Raw genomic sequence first — 24,618 nt, 5'->3', positions numbered from 1 at the left:
GCGTTCTCCTTCGCCGCCGCGTCTGTCAACTCCCCGATCCGGGCGCCGGTCCGTCGTCCTTCGAGGTGCAGCCGGCCCACGTTCACCCGGTCCTGGGCCAGCAGCGTCAGCACGGCGGACTCCCCGGCGGCGTACGTGGCGACGTACCCGTACACCCCCCGCACGAGCAGCTCGCGCAGCTCCCCCTGGCCGGTCTCGTCGGTGAGGCGTACGGCGACGCCGAGCGCGGCGGCGGTGAGCGCGGCGACCCCCTCCGGCTCGACGCCGGGTGTGTCCGCGGCGAGCACCAGCCCGTCGACGCTGGCCGCGAGCGCGCCGGTGAGCTGGGGGACGGAGGCCCTCAGGCGCCTCAACTCGTCGAGTATGTCGGCCTCGTGAGCATCCATCAGGTCTGTCCTCTCGGGCTGCGGTCGCTGCCGCTCAAAGGGCCTCCAGCGCATCTCTCAGCCTTTTCAGCAGGGCGAGTTGGGGGTCGTCGTCCGGAACCGCCGTGCCGGGTACGGGGGTTGGCGGGGCGGGCGGTGTCACCGTCACCAGTCCCGCCGCCGCGAGCCGCCGTACGTCCAGCAGCGTGGGGAACGCCCGCCGTCCGAGCCGGTGCGCGATCCCGGTGGCCGTGCGCTCCCCGTCGACCTCGGCGAGGACGGCACGCCTGCGCGCGGGGAGCCAGCGCGGCGGAGGGTGGGGGTCGACGAGGCGCAGGGGCGCGTCGTCGGTACGGCCGTCCGGCCAGAGCCGGTCCAGCAGGGCCCGGCGCCGGCGCGTCTCGCGGTCCAGGAGCCCGGCGTCGACGGGCCGTAGGGGGCCGGGGTCGTATCCGGTGTCGTCGTACCGGAAGCGGGCGGGGGCGTCGCCGGGGGTGAGGGTGAAGTACGCGGCGTCGAAGAGGGCCCCCAGCAGGGAGAGTTCAGCGGCGCCGCGCGGTAACCGGCCGTCCTGGACGAGGAGTTGGAGGTTCTCGCGGGTGCCGAGGAGGGCTTCGGGGGCCGGTGTCGCCGCGCTCTCGGCGTACACCACCCGTCCCCGGACCAGGTGCAGCGCGCCGCTGTCCCGCGTCAGCACCCCGCTCGCCTCCTCGGCCGCGAGCCGGGTGAGGAGCGGGGCCACCTCGCCGGTCACGTGCTCGCGGACGGGGAGCGCCGCCACGACGGCCATCACCCCAGCACCAGCTTCCCGGCCATCTCTTCGAGCCGGATGCGCGCGAGCGCGAGGTTGCCGTCGCGGCGGCCGAGCCACACGTGCAGGAAGACGCTGCTGTCGAAGTCGGTGCGGACGAAGCGCAGGAGGTGGTAGCTGTCGCGGTTGCTGATGATGAGGTCCTCGACGGAGTGGCCGTCGTCGGCGGCCGAAGAGCCCGGCGATTCCGGCGAGTTGGGGTGCTCCGGCGCGAACGCCCGCTGCTCCGCCGCGAGTCGGGCCAGCTCCGCCGCCTCCGTGGCCGCCGCCTCCGCGTCCCCGCCGGGGAACTCCCCGACGGAGCCCAGCGCGAGACCGCTGGTCCAGTCGACCAGGGCGGCGCCCCGGGCTCCGGGCAGGCGCATGGCCTCCAGCAGACACTCGTCGATTCCGGGCACCGCGGATCCCCTCCCGCCTCGGTTACGGCTGAGTGAGAGAGACGCTACAGACCGTGTGTGCGACGAGTGAGGAGTTTGGAATTTTCCCTTGGAAAATGCCAACGGCAAGCTAGAGTGGGCGAGTTTGCCTGCTTTTCGGGCTTATCGAACGCCCAGGCCGTGGGCGTGCGTCAAGGGCGCTCGGGCTCGCCCAGGGTGGTGAGCGCGTCGCCGTACGCCCCGCCGGCCTCGGCGAGGATCTCCGCCGTCGTCTGGGCGGCACGGACGAGCGCGAACCCGGTGCGGCCGTCCGCGCCGGGCGCGTACCCGTAGATCGCGGGCCGGGGAAGGGAGTTGTACGCGTAGTGGTGGGCGAAGTAGTACGCGCCCGTGTCCAACGCCGCCGCGTAGTCGCCCTGTTCGAGCAGCGGCAGCGAACGCCCGCGCGCCAGCAGGTCACCCGAGAAGCACGCGGGGCCCGCGACGTCCTGCACGGTCTCGGGGCCGCCCTTGGTGCGGCCCTTCGCGTCGTACGCGGCGATCCTGAGCGGCCACGAGCCCGGCATGTACACGGTCCGGGTCGCGACCTGGACGCCCGCGTGCGTCACCGCGATGCGCCGGCCGCCCGCGCTCTTCGCGTACTCCACGCGCGCCACCACCGTGCCCTGCTTGGCCAGCAGCGAGCGGCCGAACTCGGTGACCAGCCCGTACCGGCCGGCGAACAGGCCCGGCACGGCCTCCTTCAGCAGGCGGGCGTACTGCGCGTACGTCGGCGCGGTCTCCTCCGAGCCGTAGTTCACCGGCAGGCCGCCGCCGATGTCCACGGTGTCGATCTGGCGCCGGCCGATCCGCCGGTTGATCTCCTCGGCCAGCGCGTACGTCTCCGCCACGCCGCGCGCCATCAGGGTCAGCGGCACGCCCTGCGAGCCGGTGTGCGCGTGCAGGCGGGTCAGCCACGGGCGCTCCGCGTACGCGCCGATCACCCACTCCCGCGCGCCCTCGTCCCGCAGGGCGACGCCGAACTTCGAGGTGGGGGTGGCCGTCGAGGTCGACTCGATCGTGCCGCCGCCGACCTGCGGGTTCACGCGCAGGCCGATCGGGGAGGCGCTCGGCGTCCCGCGCCGCAGGGCGTCGACGCGGGCCAGTTCCTGCGGGTTGTCCGCGTTCACCGCGATGCCCAGGGCGAGGGCCTCGCGCAGCTCCGCCGGGGTCTTCGCGGGGGAGTCCAGTACGGTCGTCTCCGGGGTGAACCCCGCCGCGCGCGCGAGGGCGAGTTCGCCGGGGCTCGCGACCTCGGCGCCGAGGCCGGCCTCGCGCAGCAGGCGCAGGACCGGCACCAGAGGGGTGGCCTTGACGGCGAAAGCGTGCAGGACCGGGGTGCCGGGGGTGACGACGGCGTCGAACGCGGCCGTCAGCTCCGCCGCCGACTCCCTGATGCCGGTGACGTCCAGGAGGCCCACGATCGGGGCGTCCGGGCCCAGCAGGCCCTGCTCCACCGCCGCGCGGACCGCGTCGTCCCGGCGCGCCGCCCGTGCGTCGTCCACCGCTTGCCTGCCTGCCGCCTGCCGCACATCAGCCCCCGTCGAGGTGGTCCGGTACCGGTGTCTCCGTCGGCCGGAGCATGCCCCGGCTCGCGCCCGGGTGTGCCCCTCCTTCCAGCCAAACACCCGTACGGCGTGCGTGTCGGTTCCCCGCCCTATTGACTAGTTCTATTCAGCTAGCCAGGATGTGAATAGAACCGGAATATCGATGACGTGTCCCAGGAGGCAGCCCATGTCAGGACCCCGGCCCGTTCGAGCCCCCCGCGGAACCGGACTGAACACCCTGGGCTGGCAGCAGGAAGCCGCCCTGCGGATGCTCCAGAACAACCTCGACCCCGAGGTCGCCGAACACCCCGACAAGCTCGTCGTCTACGGCGGCACCGGCAAGGCCGCGCGCGACTGGCGCTCCTTCGACGCGATGGTCCGTACGCTCACGACCCTCAAGCAGGACGAGACCATGCTCGTCCAGTCCGGGCGGCCCGTCGGTGTCATGCAGACCCACGAGTGGGCGCCGCGCGTCCTCATCGCCAACTCCAACCTCGTCGGCGACTGGGCGAACTGGGAGGAGTTCCGGCGCCTGGAGGCCCTCGGGCTGACCATGTACGGCCAGATGACCGCCGGGTCCTGGATCTACATCGGCACGCAGGGCATCCTCCAGGGGACGTACGAGACGTTCGCCGCCGTCGCCGCGAAGAAGTTCGGCGGGACCCTCGCCGGGACGATCACCCTCACCGCCGGGCTCGGCGGGATGGGCGGCGCCCAGCCGCTCGCCGTCACCATGAACGACGGCGTCGCGATCTGCGTCGACTGCGACCCGCGCGCCATCGAGCGCCGCATCGAGCACCGGTACCTGGACGTGAAGGCGGACAACCTCGCCCACGCGCTCCAGCTCGCCACCGAGGCCCGTGACCAGCGCAAGCCGCTGTCCATCGGCCTCCTCGGCAACGCCGCCGAGCTGCTCCCGCAGATGCTCGCCGAGGGCGCCCCCATCGACATCGTCACCGACCAGACCTCCGCCCACGACCCGCTCGCCTACCTCCCGGTCGGCGTCGACTTCGACGACATGGCCTCCTACGCCGCGAAGGACCCGGCCGGGTTCACCACCCGGTCCCGCGAGTCCATGGCCCGGCACGTCGAGGCCATGGTCGGCTTCATGGACGCCGGCGCCGAGGTCTTCGACTACGGCAACTCCATCCGCGGCGAGGCCCAACTCGCCGGGTACGAGCGCGCGTTCGCGTTCCCCGGGTTCGTCCCCGCGTACATCCGGCCCCTCTTCTGCGAGGGCAAGGGCCCCTTCCGCTGGGCCGCGCTCTCCGGCGAGGCGTCCGACATCGCGAAGACCGACAAAGCGATCCTCGACCTCTTCCCCGAGAACGAGTCCCTGGCCCGCTGGATCAAGATGGCCGGCGAACGCGTCCACTTCCAGGGCCTCCCCGCCCGCATCTGCTGGCTCGGCTACGGCGAGCGCGACAAGGCCGGCGAGCGCTTCAACGACATGGTCGCGAGCGGCGAGCTGGCAGCGCCCCTCGCCATCGGCCGCGACCACCTGGACACCGGCTCGGTCGCCTCCCCCTACCGCGAGACCGAGGCCATGCTCGACGGCTCCGACGCCATCGCCGACTGGCCCATCCTCAACGCCATGGTCAACGTCGCCTCCGGCGCCTCCTGGGTCTCCCTCCACCACGGCGGCGGCGTCGGCATGGGCCGCTCCATCCACGCGGGCCAGGTCACCGTCGCCGACGGCACAAAACTGTCCGCCGAAAAAATCCGCCGCGTCCTCACCAACGACCCCGGCATGGGCGTCATCCGCCACGTCGACGCGGGCTACGACATCGCCGAGTCGGTAGCGGCCGAGCGCGGCGTACGCATCCCGATGCGCGAGGACGGCGACGCGTGAGCGACGGCAACGCTCAGGTGGGAGCAGCGACCCTGTCCGCTGCTCCCCCTTCCTTCCAGGAGATGTGGCGCCAGCTCCACCCCATCGGCCGTCACCCCGACTCGCACGGCTACCGGCGGTTCGCCTGGAGCCCCGCCGACGCCGACTGCCGGGTCTGGTTCAAGGAGCAGGCCGAGCTGCGGGGGCTGGCGTACGAGGTCGACCGGAACGGGAACCAGTGGGCCTGGCTGGGGGATCCCGCGGCCGGGGACGCTGTGGTCACCGGGTCCCATCTCGACTCCGTTCCCGATGGAGGGGCCTTCGACGGGCCGCTCGGGGTCGTGTCCTCCTTCGCCGCGCTCGATGAACTGCGGGCGCGCGGGGTCCGGTTCGGCAAGCCCCTCGGCATCGTCAACTTCGGCGACGAGGAGGGCGCCCGGTTCGGGCTGGCCTGTGTCGGGTCCCGGCTCACCTCGGGGAAGCTGACGCTGGCGCAGGCTCATCAGCTCACCGACGGCGACGGGATCAGCCTCCCGAAGGCGATGGAAGCCGCCGGGTACGACCCGGACGGCATCGGCGCCGACAGCGAGCGCCTCGACCGCATCGGCGCTTTCGTCGAACTGCACGTCGAGCAGGGACGCGCGCTGGACCTCTCCGGGGACCAGGTCGGCATCGCGAGCGCCATCTGGCCGCACGGGCGCTGGCGGTTCGACTTCCGGGGCGAGGCCAACCACGCGGGCACGACCCGCCTCGTGGACCGGCGCGACCCGATGCTGTCGTACGCGGAAACCGTGCTCGCCGCACGCCGGGAAGCGCAGCTCGCCGGCGCTGTGGCCACGTTCGGGAAGATCTCCGTCGAGCCGAACGGCGTCAACGCGATCCCGTCGCTCGTACGCGGCTGGCTGGACTCCCGCGCGGCCGGACAGGAGACCCTCGACACGGTGGTCACCGGCATCGAGAAGGCCGCGCAGGCGTACGCGCGGGAGCACGGCGTCGAACTGGACGTCGTGCGCGAGTCGTTCACGCCGGTCGTGGAGTTCGACCACGCCCTGCGCGACGAGCTGGCCCGCATCCTCGGCAAGGACACCGACCTCACCGTCCCCGTCCTCGGCACCGGCGCGGGACACGACGCCGGAATCCTGTCGGGACGTATCCCGACCGCCATGCTGTTCGTGCGCAACCCCACCGGCGTCTCGCACTCCCCGGCCGAGTCCGCGACGGAGGACGACTGCGTGGCCGGGGTGCAGGCGCTCGCCGACGTACTGGAAGGGCTGGCCCGCGCATGACGACGTTCTGGCTGGAGCACGCCTGGCTGGACCCGGCGGTGGAACCGGGCGTGGCCCTGGAGGTCACCGACGGCAGGATCACGGCCGTACGCAAGGGCGTCGAGGCGCCCCCGCCGGGCGCCGAGGTGCTGCGGGGCCTGACCCTCCCCGGCCTGGCGAACGCGCACAGCCACGCCTTCCACCGGGCCCTGCGCGGCACGGTCCAGGTCGGGTCCGGCACGTTCTGGACCTGGCGCGAGGTGATGTACGGCGTCGCGGACCGGCTCACCCCGGAGAAGTACCACGCGCTCGCGCGGGCGGTGTACGCGGAGATGGCGCTCGCCGGGATCACGACGGTCGGCGAGTTCCACTACGTCCACCACACCCCGGACGGCACCCCGTACGCCGACCGCAACGCGATGGGCGAGGCCCTGATCCAGGCTGCGGCGGACGCCGGGATCAGGATCACGCTGCTGGACGCCTGCTACCTCTCCGCGGGGTTCGGCCAGGCACCGAACCGGCACCAGCGCCGCTTCTCCGACGGCGACGCGGAGAGCTGGGCGGCACGCTGTGCAGAACTCAAGGAACAGGATCACGCCCGGATCGGCGCGGCGATCCACTCGGTCCGGGCGGTCCCGGCGGACCAGCTCGCGACGGTCGCGGCCTGGGCCCGGGACCGCCGGGCCCCCCTCCACGTCCACCTCTCCGAGCAGACCGCCGAGAACGACGCCTGCCGGACGGCCCACGGCCGCACGCCCACGCAGCTCCTCGCCGACCACGGCGTCCTCGGCCCGCGCACCACCGGCGTCCACAACACCCACCTCACGGCGGACGACATCGCCCTGATCGGCGGCTCGGCCACCGGCACCTGCATGTGCCCGACGACGGAACGCGACCTGGCCGACGGCATCGGACCCGCCGTGGCCCTCCAGCGGGCCGGTTCCCCGCTCTCGCTCGGCTCCGACAGCCACGCCGTCATCGACCTCTTCGAGGAGGCGCGGGCGATGGAACTGGACGAGCGCCTGCGCACCCGCACCCGGGGCCACTGGACGGCCGCCGCCCTCCTGCGGGCGGCCTCGGCCGACGGCCACGCCGCGCTCGGCTGGGACGACTGCGGCATCCTCGCCCCCGGCTCCCTCGCCGACTTCACGACCGTCGCCCTCGACTCCGTCAGAACCGCGGGCCCGCTGCCGCGGCTGGGCGCGGAGACGGCCGTATTCGCCGCGTCGGCGGCAGATGTCCGCCATACGGTCGTGGGCGGCCGGCACGTCGTACGGGACGGGGCCCACACCGCCGTACCGGATGCCCCGCGAGCCCTCGCGGCGGCCGTCGCCGACCTGCGCTCCTGACCTTCGCAACCCACGAGGACGCCATGAACGCCCCCACCACGCCGAGCAGCCCCATCGGGCCGAACCAGGCGAACAGCACGACCGGTACGACGACCGTCATCACGAACATCGGCACCCTTGTCACCAACGACCCCTCCCTGGGCGACCACTCCCCACTCGGACTGATCCAGGACGCGGCCGTCGTCATCGACGGCGACCGCATCGTGTGGACCGGTGAATCCAGCAAAGCACCCGCCACTGACAATCGGGTCGACGCGGGCGGCCGGGCCGTCCTCCCCGGCTTCGTCGACTCCCACTCCCACCTCGTCTTCGCGGGCGACCGCACGGCCGAGTTCAACGCGCGCATGTCAGGACGGCCGTACACCGCCGGAGGCATCCGCACGACGGTCGCGGCGACCCGCGCGGCCGGCGACGAGGCGCTGGAGGCGAACCTCACGCGCTACCTCGCCGAGGCCCTGCGCCAGGGCACGACCACGATGGAGACCAAGTCCGGCTACGGCCTGACCGTCGAGGACGAGTCCCGAGCGCTGCGCATCGCCGCCCGCCACACCGACGAGGTCACGTACCTCGGCGCGCACATCGTCTCCCCCGACTACGCCGACGACCCGGCCGCGTACGTGGCTCTCGTCACCGGCGAGATGCTCAACGCCTGTGCGCCGCACGCCCGTTGGATCGATGTCTTCTGCGAGAAGGGCGCCTTCGACGGCGACCAGGCGCGGGCGATCCTCACGGCGGGCAAGGAGAAGGGCCTCCATCCCCGCGTCCACGCCAACCAACTCACGTACGGACCAGGCGTCCAGCTCGCCGTGGAGCTCGACGCGGCGAGCGCGGACCACTGCACGCACCTCACGGACGAGGACGTCGACGCGCTGGCCAACAGCGACACGGTGGCCACCCTGCTGCCGGGCGCGGAGTTCTCGACGCGGGCCGAATGGCCGGACGCGCGGCGCCTGTTGGGCGCGGGGGCCACGGTCGCGCTCTCCACGGACTGCAACCCGGGGTCGTCCTTCACGTCCTCGGTCCCGTTCTGCATCGCGCTGGCCGTACGGGACATGGGGATGACGCCGGACGAGGCGGTGTGGTCGGCGACGGCGGGCGGAGCGGCGGCGCTGCGGCGTACGGACGTGGGCCGGGTGACCCCGGGCGCCCAGGCGGACCTGATCCTCCTGGACGCCCCGAGCCACGTGCACCTGGCCTACCGGCCGGGAGTGCCGCTGGTGAGGGGGGTGTGGCGGAAGGGAACAAGAGAGGTATGACCGGAGTCACTCCTCTACGGTCAGCCCTTTCCTGAGCCGCACCAGCGTCCTCGCCAGCAGCCGCGACACGTGCATCTGCGAGATCCCCAGCTCCTCCCCGATCTCCGACTGCGTGAGCCCGGCGACGAAGCGCAGCGACAGGATCCGCCGTTCCCTGGGCGGGAGTTCGGCGATCAGGGGCTTCAGCGACTCGACGTACTCGATGCCTTCGAGCCCGTGGTCCTCGTACCCGATCCGGTCCGCGAGCGCGCCCTCGGTCTCCTCCTCGTCGGGCTGGGCGTCGAGGGAGGAGGCGGTGTACGCGTTGGACGCGGCCATCCCCTCGACGACCTCGTCGGCGGAGATGCCGAGCCGCTCGGCCAGCTCCGCGACGGTGGGGGAGCGGTCGAGCCGCTGGGACAGCTCGTCGCCCGCCTTGGCGAGTTCGAGCCGCAGCTCCTGGAGGCGGCGCGGTACGCGCACGGACCAGGAGGTGTCCCGGAAGAACCGCTTGATCTCGCCGACGATCGTCGGCATGGCGAAGGTGGGGAACTCGACGCCTCTGCTCAGCTCGAACCGGTCGATGGCCTTGATCAGCCCGATCGTGCCGACCTGGACGATGTCCTCCATCGGCTCGCTGCGGGAGCGGAAGCGCGAGGCGGCGAACTTGACGAGCGCGAGGTTCAGCTCGACGAGGGTGTTGCGGACGTACGCGTACTCGTGGGTGCCCTCTTCGAGGGCTTCGAGGCGGGCGAAGAGCGTCTTGGACAGCGCGCGGGCGTCGACCGCGCCGATCTCGTCGTACGGGGGGATGTCGGGCAGATCCGCGAGGGGATCGAGGTCGTGGGGATCAAGCTGTTCCGGTGGGGGTGTCGACGCCGCCGTCGGGGGCCGGGATGCGTCGAGCCGGGGTGACATGTCGTCCTCCATCGTTCTCGGCAGGTGTGGCGAATGGCTGCCGGAGCCAGTACATGTGGACTGCGGTGTGCGGCGCCTCCGAGGCCGTCCGGATCGTTTCCCCGGGAAACGGGGCTTCCTACTAGCCCTACCTGCTTCCCCGACCCCACCGCAACTATCATATGTCCTTTTTGTCAAGCTTGGTGCGGTTGTTCGGGTGTCCGGGGCCGGTGTACAAGGCGTAGTGTTCGAGAGCATCGGTACGCGGCGACGACCTCGGGAGAGATGACGGCATGGACCACGGGACGGTCGGCAGCGCACAGTCGGGCCGGCTGCTGGTGGAGGTGCGGGAAGAGGGCTCCAGCGCGGTCGTCACCCCCTCGGGTGAGCTCGATCACCACACCGCGGAGCTGCTGCGCGAACCTCTGGACGCGTGTCTGGCGAAGGGTTTCAGCCGTCTCGTCATCGACTGCTCACGGCTGGAGTTCTGCGACTCCACCGGACTGAACGTGCTGCTCGGCGCCCGCCTCAAGGCGGAGGCCGCCGGCGGTGGCGTCCACCTCGCCGGGATGCAGCCGGTCGTCGCCCGGGTCTTCGAGATCACCGGCGCCGAGGCCGTCTTCACCGTTCACGCCACGGTCGCCGACGCGCTGCCCGGCCCCGCCGCCGACGGCTGAGACTGCCCGCCCGCCGGAGTGTGTTCCGTACGCCGCGCCGGGCAGGAGACTTCGTGAACATGTCGGCGGCACGTGTGTACGAGCCCGCGCGGGAGCGGGTGCCGTCGGCCCTGAGAACGACCTGGTGCCTCTGGAACCGGTCAAACTGGTGAGGTGAAGCGCTGATGAGCACCACCCGGCCCCCTGTGCCTGTGCCGTCCGGCGACGAGCCGTCCGGCGAGGGTGTCCGGCGGTTGCGTCTCGACGGCGCGAGCGGCGTCGTACCGCTCGCCCGGGACTTCGCCCGGCAGGCGCTGTACGCGTGGGGCTGGCTCCCGGCGTCCGGCGCGGACCGCCGCGCCGCGGCCGAGGACGTGCTCCTCGTCGTCTCCGAGCTGGTCACCAACGCGTGCCTGCATGCCGGGGGGCCCGAGGAGATCCGCATCTCCTGCGACAACAAGGTCATCCGCGTCGAGGTCATGGACCGCGGCACCGGCCAGCCGTCCCCCCGCACCCCGCACCGCGCGGGGCGCCCCGGAGGACACGGCATGTTCATCGTGCAGCGCCTGTGCCTCGACTGGGGCGTCGTACGGGCGCAGGGGGTCGGGGGCAAGACGGTGTGGGCGGAACTGGGGGCACCCGCCTGACACGAAACACGCCCGGCCCCTCGGGGACCGGGCGCGCTCCGACTCTCCCCTACGCCAGCTTGGCCCCACCCGTGAAGGCGGCCCACTGACCTGCGGTGAAGACCAGGGCGGGACCCTGACCATCGTGCTTGGTGTCGCGCGCGGCGACTTGCCCGTTGCCGAGGAAGGCGACCTCGACGCAGTTCGCATTGCCGTTGCTACGGGTGCTCTTGCGCCAGACCGCGCTTTTCAGGTCGGCACTGTTCACTGGTCCAACTCCTTGATGAAGGAGGTCCATTGGCCGGCGGTGAAGACCAGGGCGGGGCCGTAGCCGTCGTGCTTGGTGTCGCGTGCGGCGACCTGGCTGCTGCTGAGGACGGCGACCTCGACGCAGTTCGCGTCAGAGTTGCTGCGGGTGCTCTTGCGCCAGACCGCGCCTGTCAGGTCGGCACTGTTCACTTGCCTAGCTCCTTCGCTGCTTGCTTGAGGAGGCGCATGCTGCCCGCTTGGTCGAGCGCCGAGCCCCAGATGTTCGTGAACGCCGCGTCGTAGCGCTCGATTTCATTGGTTTTGTCGAGGTATAGAGAACCGGTGAACCCCTCCACGTAGACCGTGGGGGGTTCGGTGTCCCGGCCATCACCGGTGGTCGGGAAGCGCAGTAGAACGAACGGCCCGGATGCCATCCCTTTGTGCAGGCCTGCGGAGTAGGGCATGACGCGGATGTTCACGTTGTCCAACTCGTCCAGCTCCACCAGCCTGTTCAACTGATCGGCCATGATCTTCGCGCTCCCGACCGGGCGATGCAACACCCCTTCGTTCAGGACAACGTCAACCTTGGGTGCATCCGTCACTCGGGTCAGCAACACCTGCCTGGTGATGCGTACATGCGTCCGCCGCTCGATCTCTTCCTCGTCCCGGTCGGGGACGAAACCGATCACGGTGCGGGCATAGTCCGGCGTCTGGAGCAGCCCGGGGACGAGTTCCGACTCATACCACTGGAGGGAGGAAGCCGCCTCCTCCAACCCCACGTACAGATCGAAGGAATCCGGGATCACATCCCCGTACGAGTGCCACCACCCCTTGCTCTTCGTCTCCTTCGCGAGCCCCATCAGCGCCTGCGTCAACTCGGCGGGCGCCCCGTACACCTTGCACATGGCCTCCACGTCGAGGCTGCGCAGGGACGTCTGGCCGGTCTCGATGCGCCAGAGTTTCGGCTCCGACCACTCCAGCTTGGTCGAGGCGGCCCGAGCCGTCAGGCGTGCGCGATTGCGCAGCTCACGCAGGTGACGGCCGAGCTGCCTGCGCGGAACCGTCGAGCCGGTAACCCCTGTCACGTGTCCCCACCTTCCAACAGTCCGAATACCCCGTGCACTTGATATGTAAGCGCGGCCAGTTTCATTACGCAATGGCGTACAAGAATTCGAGAATCGAGAAGCGATTCTTTCTAAATGAAACCTTGCATCCAGAGTTATCACGGTGCTTCACTCGTCACGAAAGGGGACGGAACAAACACCGTCCGTGAGCGTGACGGCAAGGAGGCAGGGCCATGAAGCCGCTGATCTTCGGCTACATGCGGGTTCCCGACGACATGAGCGACGAGGAGGTGAAGCGGAAGCAGGACGGCATGACGGTCTACGCGGAGGCCAACGGCTTCGCCCTGGCGACCGTCTACTTCGAGTTCGCCGACGGCCGCGTGGACGCCTTCGCCGAGACGGTCGAGGCCATCCTGCGCGCCGAGTCCCACCACCTGCTCGTGCCGTCCTACCGCGACCTGGCCTTCAGCCGGGCGCTCCAGGACGCGATGATCCTGACCGCCGAGCACGCCCGCGTGGAGGTCGTGAGTCTGGAAGAGCGCGCGTGATCCAGGATCAGGAGGGCGCTGTCCCCTTCTACTTCTCCCACCAGCCCCGCTTCGCCGACCGCCTCTCCCTCGCCGCCGTCCCCTCCTCGGTGGGCCTGGCCCGCGACTTCACCCGCCTCGCTCTCGCCAAGTGGCCCGTCCGGCCCATCGAGGACGACGCCCTGCTCGTCGTCTCCGAACTCGTCACCAACGCCGTCCTGGCCACCCCGGACGACCTCGCCCTCGTGACCGTGCGCCTGCTCGGCCTGCGCACCGGCCTGGTCGTCGAGGTGGGGGACGGCTCGCCGAAAGAGCCGGTGCCGGCCGCGCCGGACGCGGATTCCGAGGGCGGGCGGGGACTGCTGCTGGTCCGGGAGCTGGCGGCACGCTGGGGGTCCTGCGCGCTGCCGGCCGGCAAAGTCGTCTGGGCGGAGATCGCCGGACAGGGGTCCCTCGCACCGAGCGCCGCCCTTTCCCTTCCCTCCTCAAGCCACCCGGCGTACCTTGGCGCACCGAATCTGATGAGGCGTCAGGGGTGAGAGATCGTGGCCGAGCGGAAACGGAGTGGCGTGCTCGCGGCGGGCGCGGTTCTCGCCGGGGTGGGGGTGATGGCGCTCGCGCCGGGCGCCTCCGCCGCCGTCGTCGACGTCAACTACGCCTGTCAGACGCCGATCGGGCCGAAGAGTGCCGTCTCGCCGATCGACATCAAGGGCGTGAAGAGCGGGAGCGGTTACCGCATCACCATGTCGTGGCAGAAGGGCGTCTCGTCCAGCCCGGTGGAGCTGGGCGCGGGGGCGATGAAGCCGAAGGCCACCGTCAAGCTGGGCGGCGCGGACAGCGGCACCCTCACCGTCACCGGGGAGGCCAACCAGGCGGCGATTCCGGCCGACACCCCGATAAAGATCAGCGACTTGAGCGGGACGTACACGCCGAAGGCGTCCGGGAAGGTCACGTTCACCCCGGGTGTGCTGACCATCATCGCGCTCGGTACGACGACGACGTGTACGCCGACCAACTCACCCGGCGCGGCCCTGACGTTGGACGTGACGGCGGGCGGGGGCCCCGCGCCGAACATCCCCGCGCCGGACACCCCCGCGCCCCAGCTCCCGCAGACCGGCCCCGAGGACTCCTTCGTCGCGCTCGGCACGCTCGGCGGGACGATCCTGCTGACCGGCGCCGCCGGCGCCCTGTGGCTGACGCGCCGTGCTCGTTAGGGCCGTGCTCGGCAGAAGGGCCGCCGCGCTGCTCGCCGCCCTCGCGCTGTGTCTGACGGTGCCGGGGACGGCGCGGGCGGCGTCAGGGCCGACGGTCCAGCTCGGCAAGCCGGAGGCGGGCAAGGGGAGTTCGGTCACCGCCAGCGGTGCGGGCTGGCCGGCGAACACGCTGCTGACGCTACTGCTGTGCGGCCAGTCCAGCCCGGCGAGGGGGGTGCTCGGCGGCACCAACTCCTGTGCCAACGCGGACGGCCGGGCCGTGACGACGGACGCGCGGGGCAGGTTCAGCCGCGAACTCCCGGTCGTGGGACCGCCGGTGCCCTGCCCGTGCGTCGTGCACGTCGCGACGGCCACCGGACGCAAGGCACAGGCCGACGCCGCCCTGAAGGTCGCCGGGCACGAGGAGAAACCGCTGCCCCAGGAGTCGCCGACCGGCACGCTGAAAGTCCTGACGGACCCTCAACTCAAGGGCTCCAGCGGCCTGTTGACCTGGTTCGGCGCACCCCCCGCCCGCAAGCTCGTCGTCACGGTCGGGAACGCCGGAACGACCCCCGTCCGCAACCCCGTCTTCCAAGTCGGCACCGCACACGGCGTGTTCGCGCCCCAGTGGGACGACCACCAGTGGGACGGCACCCTCGCGCCCGGCGGACGCGCCCGCCTGGAGCTGCCGTTCGAGCTGGCCGGCGGGGCGCACGGCGACTACACGGTCTCCCTGAGGTACGGCGGCAAGGTCCTCGCCGACCGGCCCTGGGACGTGGGCCGGCCCTGGGGCGTCGTCCTCTTCTGGGCGCTCGCCGCGATCGTCGTCCCCTCGGCGCTGTTCCGCATCGGGATGGCGATCGTCGACAAGGTCCGCCCGCGCCCGCACCGCAAGCGAAGCGCCGTACGGCGCCTGCGTATCCGCAGGCCGGAGCCGCCTCCGAGCGCCACCACCACGAGCCCGACCCTGCCGTGGTTCTCCCCCGACACCCAGGGCCGCCTCTCCGCACCGCACGACGACCGAACGACCCCGAGCAGGAAGGGCATGACGTGAGAGCCACCAGGAGAGCGGCCGTCGCAGTGGTCGCGGTCGGGACGAGCGCGCTGTTCGGGCTCGCGGCCGTGCCCGCCATGGCCGCCGAGGTGTCGTACACCACCCACTGCGTCCCCCCGGCCGGGATACCGCCCGTCGACGGGACGACCAAGGTGCAGATCACCGCGCCGGCCACCGCGAAGGCCGGGGACACCGTGGACGTCGTCTGGAAGTTCACGCAGGCCGCGTCCAAGAACCCGGACATCATCGACCTGCCCGCCAACTCCGTACAGCCGTCGGGGACGTTGAAGGTGTCCGGCGCGCAGAGCGGGGACGTCGCGATGACCGGGCCGCGCGAGAACCCGGCGATCCCCAAGGGCGGGGCGATGGTCCTCGCCGACATGAAGGGGACGCTGAAGCTGACGGCGCCGGGGGAGGTGAAGCTGACGCCGGACGCGTACGTCGTCAACGCGATGGGGACGAACACGAACTGCGCGCCGACCCAGGCGGTGTCGCCGGCCGCGACGATCACGGTGACCGGGGGTGGCAGCAACTCCCCCAGCCCCAGCGGCAGTTCCAGCAACTCGCCGAGCCCCAGCGGCAGTTCGAGCAACTCGCCCAGTCCTACCGGGAGTTCGTCGACCTCGCCGTCGCCCTCCGTCTCCGCCTCCTCCTCGGACGAACCGACCGACTTCACCGGCAAGGTCGTCGACGTCCCCTACACCTGCCAGTCACCGCTCGGTGAGAAGAAGGCGACCTCGCCCGTCCAGATCAACGCCAAGAAGAACGGCGGGAGTTACGACCTCACCGTCCAGTTCAAGAAGTCGGTGATGGACTCGCCCGCCGACATCCCGGCCGGCTCGGTGAAGCCGTCCATGGAGGTGAAGCTCGGCGGCGCCGACTCGGGGACGGTCCACGTCGAAGGGCCCCTGAACTCCGCCCCGATCAAGACCGGCACCCCCATCGAGATCCCCGACCTGAAGGGCACCTACAAACCCGGCGCGACCGGTGAATCGACGCTCGCGCCAGGGGAGTTGCTCATCGAGGCGCTCGGCACGAAGACGACGTGCAAGCCGGACCAGAGCCTGGTCTCCCTCACCCTCACGACCGAGAAGCAGGAGGGCGGCGCCGCCGGCGGCTCCTCCACGAACGGCGGTTCCACCACGGGCGGTTCCACCACCGGCGGCCTCGCGGACACCGGCTCCGGGGACCACGGCGCCCTGAAGGCGCTGGGCCTGGTCGCCGGGACGGCCGTACTGCTGGGCGGGGCGGTGTTCACGTTCCTGCCGAAGCGCAGGACGCGCTAGACACGGAGGAGGGCCGCCCCCTCGGGGACGGCCCTCCCGCGACGTACGGCAACCTCAGCGGACGTCGCCCATCAGGGAGTTGACGCGCTTGCGGTACATCCATACGGCGAAGCCGGCGATCACCGCGAGGACGGCTTCCAGGGCGACGAAGCCGGTCCGGTCGAGGTTCACCGCGCCCGCCGCCTTGTTGGACAGCAGGGCGGTGACCGAGTCGCCCGCGCTGACCGCGAGGAACCAGATGCCCATCATCAGGGAGGCGTACTTCGCGGGAGCCATCTTCGTGGTGACGGAGAGGCCGACCGGGGAGAGCGTCAGCTCGCCGACGGTCTGGACGAAGTACACGCCCGCGATCCACAGCGCGGCCGGCTGGTGACCGTTCTCGGCGATGGACAGCGGCGCCAGGAAGAGGAAGAACGAGGCGCCGATCAGGAACAGGCCGGAGGAGAACTTCACGATCGTGCTCGGCTCCTGGCCGCGCCGGTTCAGCCACAGCCACAGCCAGGCGAAGACCGGCGCGAGCGCCATGATCATGACCGGGTTGACGGACTGGTACCAGGAGACCGGGAAGCCCCACCCGAAGACCGTGTTGTCGACCTTGCTCTCGGCGAAGACCGACAGGGTCGAGCTGCCCTGGTCGTAGATCATCCAGAAGACGGCCGCGGCGATGAAGAACCAGATGTAGGCCGACATCCGCGACTGCTCGACCGCCGACAGCTCCTTGTCCCGCTTGATCCGGCCGATGACGAGGATCGGCACGATCAGTCCGAGGACGGTGAACGGCAGCACCGCCGCGTCCGGGCTGAAGAAGTCGGAGAGCGTGAAGGCGACGTACGCGACGACGGACACCGCGAACCAGATCAGGCCCTTGCGCAGGGTCGCGGACTTCTCCTCGGCGGACATCGGGGTCGGTACGACGTCGCTGCGCTCGCTCAGGTGGCGCGTACCCAGCAGGAACTGGCCGAGGCCCAGCGCCATGCCGACGGCGGCCATCCCGAAGCCGAGGTGCCAGTCGACCTTCTCGCCGACGGTGCCGATGGTCAGCGGCGCGGCGAACGCGCCGATGTTGATGCCGATGTAGAAGAGCGTGAAGCCGCCGTCACGGCGTGAGTCGTCGGGGCCGCTGTAGAGGTGGCCGACCATCGTCGAGATGTTGGCCTTCAGCAGGCCCGAGCCGAGGGCGACGAGGCCGAGGCCGACGAAGAAGCTCACGGTCGCCGGGAGCGCCAGGCACACATGGCCCACCATGATGATCAGACCGGCGACGGCCACCGTTTTGCGGGGGCCCAGCACCCGGTCCGCGAACCAGCCGCCCGGCAGGGTCAGCAGGTACACCAGCGAGCCGTACACCGAGGTGATCGAGATCGCCGTACCGGCGCTCAGGTGCAGACCGCCCGGGGCCACCAGGTAGAGCGGGAGCAGGGCCCTCATGCCGTAGTAGGAGTACCTCTCCCACATCTCCGTCATGAAAAGAGTGGCCAGGCCGCGCGGGTGGCCGAAGAAGGTCCGCTCGGCGCCGGGGGTCACCGGCCGTGCCGAGTCCTTCGTCAGGCTGGACGCCATGATGGATCCTTGCTGCTGTTTACAGGTCGCTTGCACCGGTACGCACGAAAAAGGACCCCCGGCTTCTTCGCCGAAGGTCCCCGCAGTGCAACAGGCGTTTGGCCACCTTACGGCGGAGTAGGGGGCGAAATGGAAGCGTTTGAGGCATGGATCACAAGGTCTGGACCAAGTTCGCGGGCCTGCCGGGCGTCCGGGATGCCCCGCCTTGCCCCTTGGTAAGAAACAGTCAGGGCGATCACACCCCTGGCCACGTCCCGTGCGGACTACCATCAGCTTCATGACCCGAGTACTGCTAGCCGAGGACGACGCGTCCATCTCGGAACCGCTGGCCCGAGCCCTGCGCCGGGAAGGGTACGAGGTCGAGGTGCGCGAGGACGGACCCACCGCGCTCGACGCCGGGATGCAGGGCGGCATCGACCTGGTCGTGCTCGACCTCGGCCTGCCCGGCATGGACGGCCTCGAAGTCGCCCGCCGGCTGCGCTCCGAGGGCCACGCCGTGCCGATCCTCATCCTCACCGCCCGCGCGGACGAGGTCGACACGGTCGTGGGGCTCGACGCGGGGGCCGACGACTACGTCACCAAGCCGTTCCGCCTCGCCGAGCTGCTGGCCCGGGTCCGGGCGCTGCTGCGGCGCGGTGCCGCCGAGCCCGCGCAGCCGCCGGCCACGCACGGTGTGCGCATCGACGTCGAGTCGCACCGGGCGTGGATGGGGGACGAGGAACTCCAGCTCACCGCGAAGGAGTTCGACCTGCTGCGGGTCCTCGTGCGGGACGCCGGGCGCGTGGTGACCCGCGACCAGCTGATGCGCGAGGTGTGGGACACGACGTGGTGGTCGTCCACGAAGACGCTGGACATGCACATCTCGTGGCTGCGCAAGAAGCTCGGCGACGACGCCGCGAACCCCCGGTACATCGCCACCGTCCGCGGGGTCGGCTTCCGGTTCGAGAAGAGCTGAGCGCTACGCGCGTAACGCCGTAGTCCTCAGGTAGGGGCGGGGTGGTCCCGCCGCACACACCCCTACCTGAGGACTACGGCTTCTTAGTCGTACGGAGAGAAGTTGTGCGTCGTCGTCTGATCCAGTCCACCCTCGCTGTCGTCCTCGTCGTCATCGCCGTCTTCGGGGTCTCCCTCGTCATCGTCGAGAGCCGGACCATCAGCAACAGCGCCCAGGAACGCGTCGACTCCGAGGCCGTGCGGCTCGTGGGGATCGTGGACAGCCGGCTCCTCGAATCGGAGGCCGTGACCTCCGAGATACTGCGGGACCAGGTCACGCAGGACCGGTACGCCGTGATCCGGATCCCGGGGCGGGCGCCGATCGAGATCGGGGAGAAGCCCGAGGGCGAGGTCATCCACGCGGAGGAGCGCGGGGAGGGCCGGGAGACCGTACGGGTCGAGGAGCCCAAGTCGGCGGTGACCCGCGAGGTCGGCCGTACGCTGCTGATCATCGGCCTCGTCGCGCTGCTGGCGGTCATCGCCGCCGTACTCCTCGCCGTACGCCAGGCCAACAAGCTGGCGTCCCCCCTGACCGACCTCGCGGAGACCGCCGAACGCCTGGGCTCCGGCGACCCCCGCCCCCGGCACAAGCGGTACGGAGTCCCCGAGCTGGACCGGGTCGCGGACGTCCTGGACTCCTCCGCCGAGCGCATCGGCCGCATGCTCACCGCCGAACGCCGGCTCGCCGCCGACGCCTCCCACCAGCTCCGTACACCGCTCACGGCCCTGTCGATGCGGCTGGAGGAGATCACCCTCACCGACGATCTGGAGACCGTGAAGGAGGAGGCGAACGTGGCGTTGGCGCAGGTGGAGCGGTTGACGGACGTCGTGGAACGGCTCCTGACGAACTCCCGCGACCCCCGCACGGGCAACGCGGTCTCCTTCGACCTCGACGAGGTCATCCAGCAGCAGCTGGCGGAGTGGCGCCCGGCGTACCGCTCGGTCGGACGGGCGATCGTCAGCTCCGGCAAGCGCCACTTGCAGGCCGTGGGGACGCCGGGAGCCGTGGCCCAGGTGCTGGCCGCGCTGATCGAGAACTCCCTGATGCACGGCGGCGGCACCGTGGCCCTCCGCACCCGGGTGACCGGCAACCAGTCGGTGATCGAGGTGACGGACGAGGGCCCGGGCGTCCCCGCCGACCTGGGGGCCCGCATCTTCGAGCGGGCCATCAGCGGCCGCAACTCGACGGGCATCGGCCTGGCCGTGGCCCGCGATCTCGCGGAGGCGGACGGCGGACGCCTGGAGATGCTCCAGGCCCAGCCCCCCGTCTTCGGCCTGTTCCTCTCCCGCACGGCCCCGCTGAAGAAGGAGTCGGAGGCGGAGGAGCCGACGGTGCGCTGAGAGGCGACGGTGTGCGGGGGCCCCGCTACGCCCGCTCGCTCACCCGCGCAGTCGTCGCCGAGCGCTGCTCCAAGAACGCCTCCGCGCTGGCCACGGCCTCCTTCGCGGGGAGGGCCTTGAACACCCACGTGCGGTAGGACCAGAAGCGGAACAGCGTGGCGATCCCGATGCCGACGAACTTGAAGATGTTGCTCTGCAACGGGCTGTCCCAGTGGAACGAGTACGTGGCGACGTAGAGCACCCCGTTCTCGATGACCATCCCGATGACCGAGAAGAGGAGGAAGAGGGTCAGCTCCTTCGTACGCCCGCTCTTGTCGCGGTCACGGTAGGTGAAGTACCGGAACCCGACGTAGTTGAAGACGATGGAGACGACCGTGGCGATGACGCTCGCCCGGACGACCTGGAGGTCGGTGACATGCCGTACCAGGTTGAAGACGGCGAGGTTGACCAGCAGCCCGGCCCCTCCCACCGCACCGAACTTCGCGATCTCGCGGCTGATGCGGCGCAAAGCGGAAGCATGCCCCGTGGAACCGTGTTCCATGCTCGTACAAGCCCCCGTCCGGGTTGGGTTTCGTCAACCCAGCCATGCTAACCACCCCCGATGGAGGTTTCCTGTGGTCGACCTCACGGGTTGGAAACAGCTCGGGAAGCAGTGGGGAAACACGGGGTATGAGCCAGGAAAACCGGCAGTAAGAGGTGCGAACGACCACCCGCCCGGCCCGGCCGATACCCTAGGAGCGTGACGTTCCCGGTAGTCGGCATGATCGGCGGCGGCCAGCTCGCGCGTATGACGCACGAGGCGGGCATCCCGCTGGGCATCAGGTTCAAGCTCCTCAGTGACACCCCCCAGGACTCGGCGGCGCAGGTCGTGAGCGAAGTCGTCATCGGCGACTACCGCGACCTGGAGACGCTGCGCGCCTTCGCGCGGGGCTGCGACGTGATCACCTTCGACCACGAGCATGTCCCCACGGACCACCTGCGCGCCCTGGAGGCGGACGGCATCCCGGTCCGCCCCGGCCCGGACGCGCTGGTGCACGCCCAGGACAAGGGCGTGATGCGCGCGAAGCTGACCGAGATCGGCGTCCCCTGCCCCCGCCACCGCATCGTGACGGACCCGGCGGACGTGGTGGCCTTCGCGGCTGAGGGCGACGGCTTCCCCGTCGTCCTCAAGACCGTGCGCGGCGGCTACGACGGCAAGGGCGTCTGGGTCGTCGACGGCCCCGAGGAAGCGGCGGACCCCTTCCGCGCGGGCGTCCCGGTCCTCGCCGAGGAGAAGGTCGACTACGTCCGCGAGCTCGCCGCCAACGTCGTCCGCTCCCCGCACGGCCAGGCCGTCGCCTACCCGGTGGTCGAGTCGCAGCAGGTGAACGGCGTCTGCGACACGGTGATAGCCCCCGCACCCGACCTCGACGAGACCCTCGCCCTCAAGGCCGAGGAGATGGCCCTGACGATCGCGAAGGAACTCGGCGTCGTCGGCCACCTCGCCGTCGAACTCTTCCAGACCCGCGACGGCCGCATCCTGGTCAACGAACTCGCGATGCGCCCCCACAACTCCGGCCACTGGACCCAGGACGGCGCGATCACCTCCCAGTTCGCCAACCACGTCCGCGCGGTCCTCGACCTCCCCCTCGGCGACCCCCGCTCCCGCGCCCCCTGGACGGTGATGGTCAACGTCCTCGGCGGCGACTACCCCGACATGTACTCCGCGTACCTGCACTGCATGGCCCGCGACCCCCAGCTCAAGATCCACATGTACGGCAAGGACGTGAAGCCCGGCCGCAAGGTCGGCCACGTCAACACCTACGGCGACAACCTGGACGACGTGCTGGAGCGCGCCCGTCACGCAGCCGGATACCTGAGAGGCACGATCACCGAATGAGCCCCGTCGCAGGCCCCGTCGTAGGCATCGTCATGGGGTCGGACTCCGACTGGCCCGTCATGGAGGCCGCCGCCCAGGCGCTCGACGAGTTCGAGGTCGCCTACGAGGTGGACGTCGTCTCCGCGCACCGGATGCCGCACGAGATGATCGCGTACGGCGAGCGGGCGGCCGAGCGCGGGCTGAAGGTGATCATCGCCGGGGCCGGGGGAGCGGCGCACCTGCCGGGCATGCTGGCGTCGGTGACACCGCTGCCGGTCGTGGGGGTACCCGTCCCTCTCAAGTATCTGGACGGCATGGACTCGCTGCTGTCGATCGTGCAGATGCCGGCGGGCGTGCCGGTGGCGACCGTGTCCGTGGGCGGCGCCCGCAACGCCGGTCTGCTCGCCGCGCGCATCCTCGCCGCGCACGACGAGGAACTCCTCGGCCGGATGCGGGAGTTCCAGCAGGAGCTCAACGACCAGGCGACGGAGAAGGGCAAGCGGCTGCGGGCCAAGGTCGAGGGGGCCAAGGGGTCCTTCGGGTTCGGCAAGTGAACGCCGCCGCGCGGACCCAGGTCCAAGAACTCCTCGCCGAGTTCCCCATCGTCGACGGGCACAACGACCTCCCCTGGGCGCTGCGCGAACAGGTCCACTACGACCTCGCCGCGCGTGACATCGCCGTACGGCAGGACGCCCACCTGCACACCGACCTGCCGCGGCTGCGCGAGGGCGGGGTGGGGGCGCAGTACTGGTCCGTGTACGTGCGGTCCGATCTGCCGGACGCGGTGCCCTCGACGCTCGAACAGATCGACTGCGTACGGCAGTTGATCGACCGTCACCCGGACGTCCTGCGCGCCGCGTTCACCGCGGCGGACATGGAGGCGGCGCGCGGGGAGGGCCGTATCGCGTCGCTGATGGGCGCGGAGGGCGGGCACTCGATCGCCAACTCCCTCGGCACGCTACGGGGGTTGTACGCGCTGGGTGTCCGCTACATGACGCTCACCCACAACGACAACATCGCGTGGGCCGACTCCGCGACGGACGTACCGAACGTCGGCGGGCTCACGGCGTTCGGCCGCGAGGTCGTGCGCGAGATGAACCGGCTCGGCATGCTCGTCGACCTGTCGCACGTGGCGGCTACGACGATGCGGGCGGCGCTCGACACCTCGTCCGCGCCGGTGATCTTCTCGCACTCCTCGTCCCGCGCGGTCTGCGACCACCCCCGCAACATCCCCGACGACGTCCTCGAACGCCTCCCCGCGAACGGCGGCATGGCGATGGTGACGTTCGTCCCCAAGTTCGTCCTCCAGGCGGCGGTCGACTGGACGGCCGCCGCCGACGAGAACATGCGCGCGCACGGCTTCCACCACCTCGCCACCACGCCCGAGGCGATGGCCGTCCACCGCGCCTTCGAGGAGGCGCACCCGCGCCCCGTCGCGACGGTCTCCACGGTTGCCGACCACCTCGACCACATGCGCGAGGTCGCCGGCGTCGACCACCTCGGCATCGGCGGGGACTACGACGGCACGGCCTTCACCCCCGAGGGCCTGCGCGACGTCTCCGGCTACCCCAACCTCCTCACGGAACTCCTCGACCGGGGCTGGTCCCGCACCGACCTCGCGAAGCTGACCTGGCAGAACGCGGTACGGGTACTGGGGGCGGCGGAGGACGTGGCACGGGGTACCCAGGGGGTACGGGGTCCGTCGTACGCGCGGATCGAGGAGCTGGACGAGTAGTACCTGGGAGTTAGCGGGGTACGACCCTGGGGGTACCCCGCTGAAACAGGTCGCGTACCCCCGAACGCACCGTCCACCGGGTGACCTCCCCCACCCCGTGCGACGGTGGCCGTACTGCTGATCACGACGCCGATCCAGACGTACGGAGCCCCCTCATGGCAGACCTCCAGGACGAACTGCACCCCACCACCGAGGTCGGCGAACTGCCGCTGGAGGAACCCTTCGACGAGGGCCCGGCGCAGGAGGTCCCCTACACCCGCGACCCCCTCGCACGCGCCCGCGAGATCCTCGCCGAACACCCCGTCGCCGACGGGTACGGCACCCTGCCTTGGGCCCTGCGCGACCTGCGCTGGTACGACCTCGAACTCGGCGAGAGCGCCGTCGACACGGACATCCCCCGGCTCCGGGAAGGCCGGGTCGGCGCGGTCCTGTGGGCCCTGCACCTCCCCGAGGACGCCAGGAGCGCGGTGACCGTCACGCTGGAACAGCTCGACCTCGTCCGTACGGTCGTCGCCGCCCACCCCGAGGGCCTGCGCGCCGCGCGCACCGCCGGGCAGGTCATCGACGCGCGCAACTGCGGACGCGTCGCCGTCCTCCTCGGCCCCGCCGGCGCACCCGCCCTCGGCGACTCCCTCGCCGTGCTGCGCGTCCTGCACAGCCTCGGGCTGCGCGTCCTCACCCTCGCCGGGACCGGCTGGGCCAGCGAGGCCGGGCTCAGCCGGTTCGGGGAGGAGGTCGTGCGCGAGATGAACCGGCTCGG

27 protein-coding genes are annotated in these 24,618 nt (G+C 71.0%); 17 read left to right on the top strand and 10 right to left on the bottom strand.

All coding sequences use genetic code 11. The features are described 5' to 3' along the window. From AOK24_RS17075 to AOK24_RS17060, 4 genes are all read right to left on the bottom strand, one after another. A partial coding sequence (locus tag AOK24_RS17075) for a roadblock/LC7 domain-containing protein (protein WP_055720930.1) occupies positions 1-386 on the bottom strand: 386 nt, incomplete at its 3' end. A gap of 34 nt (positions 387-420) precedes the next feature. Beyond that, entirely contained in the window at positions 421-1,155 is a 735-nt protein-coding gene (locus AOK24_RS17070; protein WP_055720929.1) for a hypothetical protein, read from the bottom strand. Further along, positions 1,155-1,574 carry a hypothetical protein gene (locus AOK24_RS17065; RefSeq protein ID WP_055720928.1) on the bottom strand — a complete coding sequence of 140 codons (420 nt, stop codon included), beginning with the start codon at positions 1,572-1,574 and terminating at the stop codon, positions 1,155-1,157. The genes AOK24_RS17070 and AOK24_RS17065 overlap by 1 nt, the downstream gene beginning before the upstream one ends. Positions 1,575-1,744: 170 nt before the next feature. Then, positions 1,745-3,097, bottom strand: coding sequence for a type III PLP-dependent enzyme domain-containing protein (locus tag AOK24_RS17060; protein WP_338060936.1), 1,353 nt, complete (start codon positions 3,095-3,097; stop codon positions 1,745-1,747). Between the two features lie 229 nt (positions 3,098-3,326). Here AOK24_RS17060 and hutU point away from each other — a divergent pair, with 229 nt between their 5' ends. From hutU to hutI, 4 genes are all read left to right on the top strand, one after another. Next, entirely contained in the window at positions 3,327-4,991 is a 1,665-nt protein-coding gene (hutU, locus tag AOK24_RS17055; protein WP_055720926.1) for a urocanate hydratase, read from the top strand. Positions 4,992-5,053: 62 nt separating this feature from the next. After that, a complete protein-coding gene (locus tag AOK24_RS17050) occupies positions 5,054-6,256 on the top strand; it encodes an allantoate amidohydrolase (protein ID WP_107103980.1) in 1,203 nt (400 codons plus the stop codon). Then, positions 6,253-7,584 (top strand): formimidoylglutamate deiminase, encoded by a 1,332-nt coding sequence (locus AOK24_RS17045; RefSeq protein WP_055720924.1) that lies wholly within the window; start codon positions 6,253-6,255, stop codon positions 7,582-7,584. The genes AOK24_RS17050 and AOK24_RS17045 overlap by 4 nt, the downstream gene beginning before the upstream one ends. Before the next feature lie 23 nt (positions 7,585-7,607). Beyond that, on the top strand, positions 7,608-8,840 hold the full coding sequence (gene hutI / locus AOK24_RS17040; protein ID WP_107103979.1) for an imidazolonepropionase: 1,233 nt from the start codon (positions 7,608-7,610) through the stop codon (positions 8,838-8,840). A gap of 6 nt (positions 8,841-8,846) precedes the next feature. On the opposite strand, the gene AOK24_RS17035 is transcribed toward hutI, so the two are convergent. After that, a complete protein-coding gene (locus AOK24_RS17035; protein WP_055720932.1) occupies positions 8,847-9,737 on the bottom strand; it encodes an RNA polymerase sigma factor SigF in 891 nt (296 codons plus the stop codon). A 272-nt stretch (positions 9,738-10,009) separates the two neighbouring features. Here AOK24_RS17035 and AOK24_RS17030 point away from each other — a divergent pair, with 272 nt between their 5' ends. After that, on the top strand, positions 10,010-10,393 hold the full coding sequence (locus AOK24_RS17030; protein WP_055720923.1) for an STAS domain-containing protein: 384 nt from the start codon (positions 10,010-10,012) through the stop codon (positions 10,391-10,393). Between the two features lie 164 nt (positions 10,394-10,557). Further along, complete coding sequence (locus AOK24_RS17025) at positions 10,558-11,019, top strand: ATP-binding protein (RefSeq protein ID WP_055720922.1); 462 nt, start codon at positions 10,558-10,560, stop codon at positions 11,017-11,019. Positions 11,020-11,068: 49 nt separating this feature from the next. On the opposite strand, the gene AOK24_RS17020 is transcribed toward AOK24_RS17025, so the two are convergent. The 3 genes from AOK24_RS17020 to AOK24_RS17010 are packed head-to-tail and all read right to left on the bottom strand — an operon-like array spanning position 11,069 to position 12,332. Beyond that, positions 11,069-11,266: a DUF397 domain-containing protein gene (locus AOK24_RS17020; protein WP_240553968.1), complete on the bottom strand. Its 198-nt coding sequence runs from the start codon at positions 11,264-11,266 to the stop codon at positions 11,069-11,071. After that, positions 11,263-11,457, bottom strand: a complete 195-nt coding sequence (locus AOK24_RS17015; RefSeq protein WP_055720920.1) for a DUF397 domain-containing protein — start codon at positions 11,455-11,457, stop codon at positions 11,263-11,265. The genes AOK24_RS17020 and AOK24_RS17015 overlap by 4 nt, the downstream gene beginning before the upstream one ends. Continuing rightward, a complete protein-coding gene (locus AOK24_RS17010) occupies positions 11,454-12,332 on the bottom strand; it encodes a helix-turn-helix domain-containing protein (protein ID WP_240553967.1) in 879 nt (292 codons plus the stop codon). The genes AOK24_RS17015 and AOK24_RS17010 overlap by 4 nt, the downstream gene beginning before the upstream one ends. Before the next feature lie 212 nt (positions 12,333-12,544). Here AOK24_RS17010 and AOK24_RS17005 point away from each other — a divergent pair, with 212 nt between their 5' ends. From AOK24_RS17005 to AOK24_RS16985, 5 genes are all read left to right on the top strand, one after another. Beyond that, positions 12,545-12,859 carry a recombinase family protein gene (locus AOK24_RS17005; RefSeq protein ID WP_055720919.1) on the top strand — a complete coding sequence of 105 codons (315 nt, stop codon included), beginning with the start codon at positions 12,545-12,547 and terminating at the stop codon, positions 12,857-12,859. Further along, on the top strand, positions 12,856-13,377 hold the full coding sequence (locus AOK24_RS17000; protein ID WP_055720918.1) for an ATP-binding protein: 522 nt from the start codon (positions 12,856-12,858) through the stop codon (positions 13,375-13,377). Before AOK24_RS17005 ends, AOK24_RS17000 begins: the two co-directional genes overlap by 4 nt. A 6-nt stretch (positions 13,378-13,383) precedes the next feature. Beyond that, complete coding sequence (locus AOK24_RS16995) at positions 13,384-14,052, top strand: LPXTG cell wall anchor domain-containing protein (protein WP_055720917.1); 669 nt, start codon at positions 13,384-13,386, stop codon at positions 14,050-14,052. Positions 14,053-14,056: 4 nt separating this feature from the next. Continuing rightward, the gene (locus AOK24_RS16990; RefSeq protein ID WP_055720916.1) at positions 14,057-15,085 is read left to right on the top strand and encodes a hypothetical protein; all 1,029 of its coding nucleotides are present in this window, start codon (positions 14,057-14,059) and stop codon (positions 15,083-15,085) included. Positions 15,086-15,162: 77 nt separating this feature from the next. After that, entirely contained in the window at positions 15,163-16,371 is a 1,209-nt protein-coding gene (locus AOK24_RS16985) for a hypothetical protein (RefSeq protein ID WP_240553972.1), read from the top strand. A 54-nt stretch (positions 16,372-16,425) separates the two neighbouring features. Here the strand turns inward: AOK24_RS16985 and AOK24_RS16980 are convergent, their stop codons facing one another. Further along, positions 16,426-17,931, bottom strand: coding sequence for a peptide MFS transporter (locus AOK24_RS16980; protein WP_055720914.1), 1,506 nt, complete (start codon positions 17,929-17,931; stop codon positions 16,426-16,428). 277 nt (positions 17,932-18,208) lie between these two features. On the opposite strand from AOK24_RS16980, the gene AOK24_RS16975 reads away from it, so the two are divergent. Continuing rightward, entirely contained in the window at positions 18,209-18,886 is a 678-nt protein-coding gene (locus tag AOK24_RS16975) for a response regulator transcription factor (protein WP_055720913.1), read from the top strand. Between the two features lie 104 nt (positions 18,887-18,990). Further along, the gene (locus AOK24_RS16970) at positions 18,991-20,265 is read left to right on the top strand and encodes an ATP-binding protein (RefSeq protein WP_055720912.1); all 1,275 of its coding nucleotides are present in this window, start codon (positions 18,991-18,993) and stop codon (positions 20,263-20,265) included. Between the two features lie 25 nt (positions 20,266-20,290). Here AOK24_RS16970 and AOK24_RS16965 read toward each other — a convergent pair whose 3' ends face one another. Continuing rightward, entirely contained in the window at positions 20,291-20,806 is a 516-nt protein-coding gene (locus AOK24_RS16965) for a GtrA family protein (RefSeq protein ID WP_055720911.1), read from the bottom strand. 198 nt (positions 20,807-21,004) lie between these two features. Here AOK24_RS16965 and AOK24_RS16960 point away from each other — a divergent pair, with 198 nt between their 5' ends. The 4 genes from AOK24_RS16960 to AOK24_RS16945 form a co-directional block, all read left to right on the top strand. Further along, the gene (locus AOK24_RS16960) at positions 21,005-22,144 is read left to right on the top strand and encodes a 5-(carboxyamino)imidazole ribonucleotide synthase (protein ID WP_055720910.1); all 1,140 of its coding nucleotides are present in this window, start codon (positions 21,005-21,007) and stop codon (positions 22,142-22,144) included. Then, positions 22,141-22,677, top strand: a complete 537-nt coding sequence (gene purE / locus AOK24_RS16955) for a 5-(carboxyamino)imidazole ribonucleotide mutase (RefSeq protein WP_010352356.1) — start codon at positions 22,141-22,143, stop codon at positions 22,675-22,677. Before AOK24_RS16960 ends, purE begins: the two co-directional genes overlap by 4 nt. Next, complete coding sequence (locus AOK24_RS16950; RefSeq protein ID WP_055720909.1) at positions 22,674-23,858, top strand: dipeptidase; 1,185 nt, start codon at positions 22,674-22,676, stop codon at positions 23,856-23,858. Before purE ends, AOK24_RS16950 begins: the two co-directional genes overlap by 4 nt. A gap of 155 nt (positions 23,859-24,013) precedes the next feature. Next, on the top strand, positions 24,014-24,618 hold a 605-nt coding region (locus AOK24_RS16945; RefSeq protein WP_240553970.1), incomplete at its 3' end, for a membrane dipeptidase.

Source organism: Streptomyces niveiscabiei, from assembly GCF_001419795.1.
Taxonomy (GTDB): Bacteria; Actinomycetota; Actinomycetes; order Streptomycetales; family Streptomycetaceae; genus Streptomyces; species Streptomyces niveiscabiei.
Note: the sequence above shows the minus strand (reverse complement) of the source record. Positions and strands in the feature narration are given on the sequence as shown.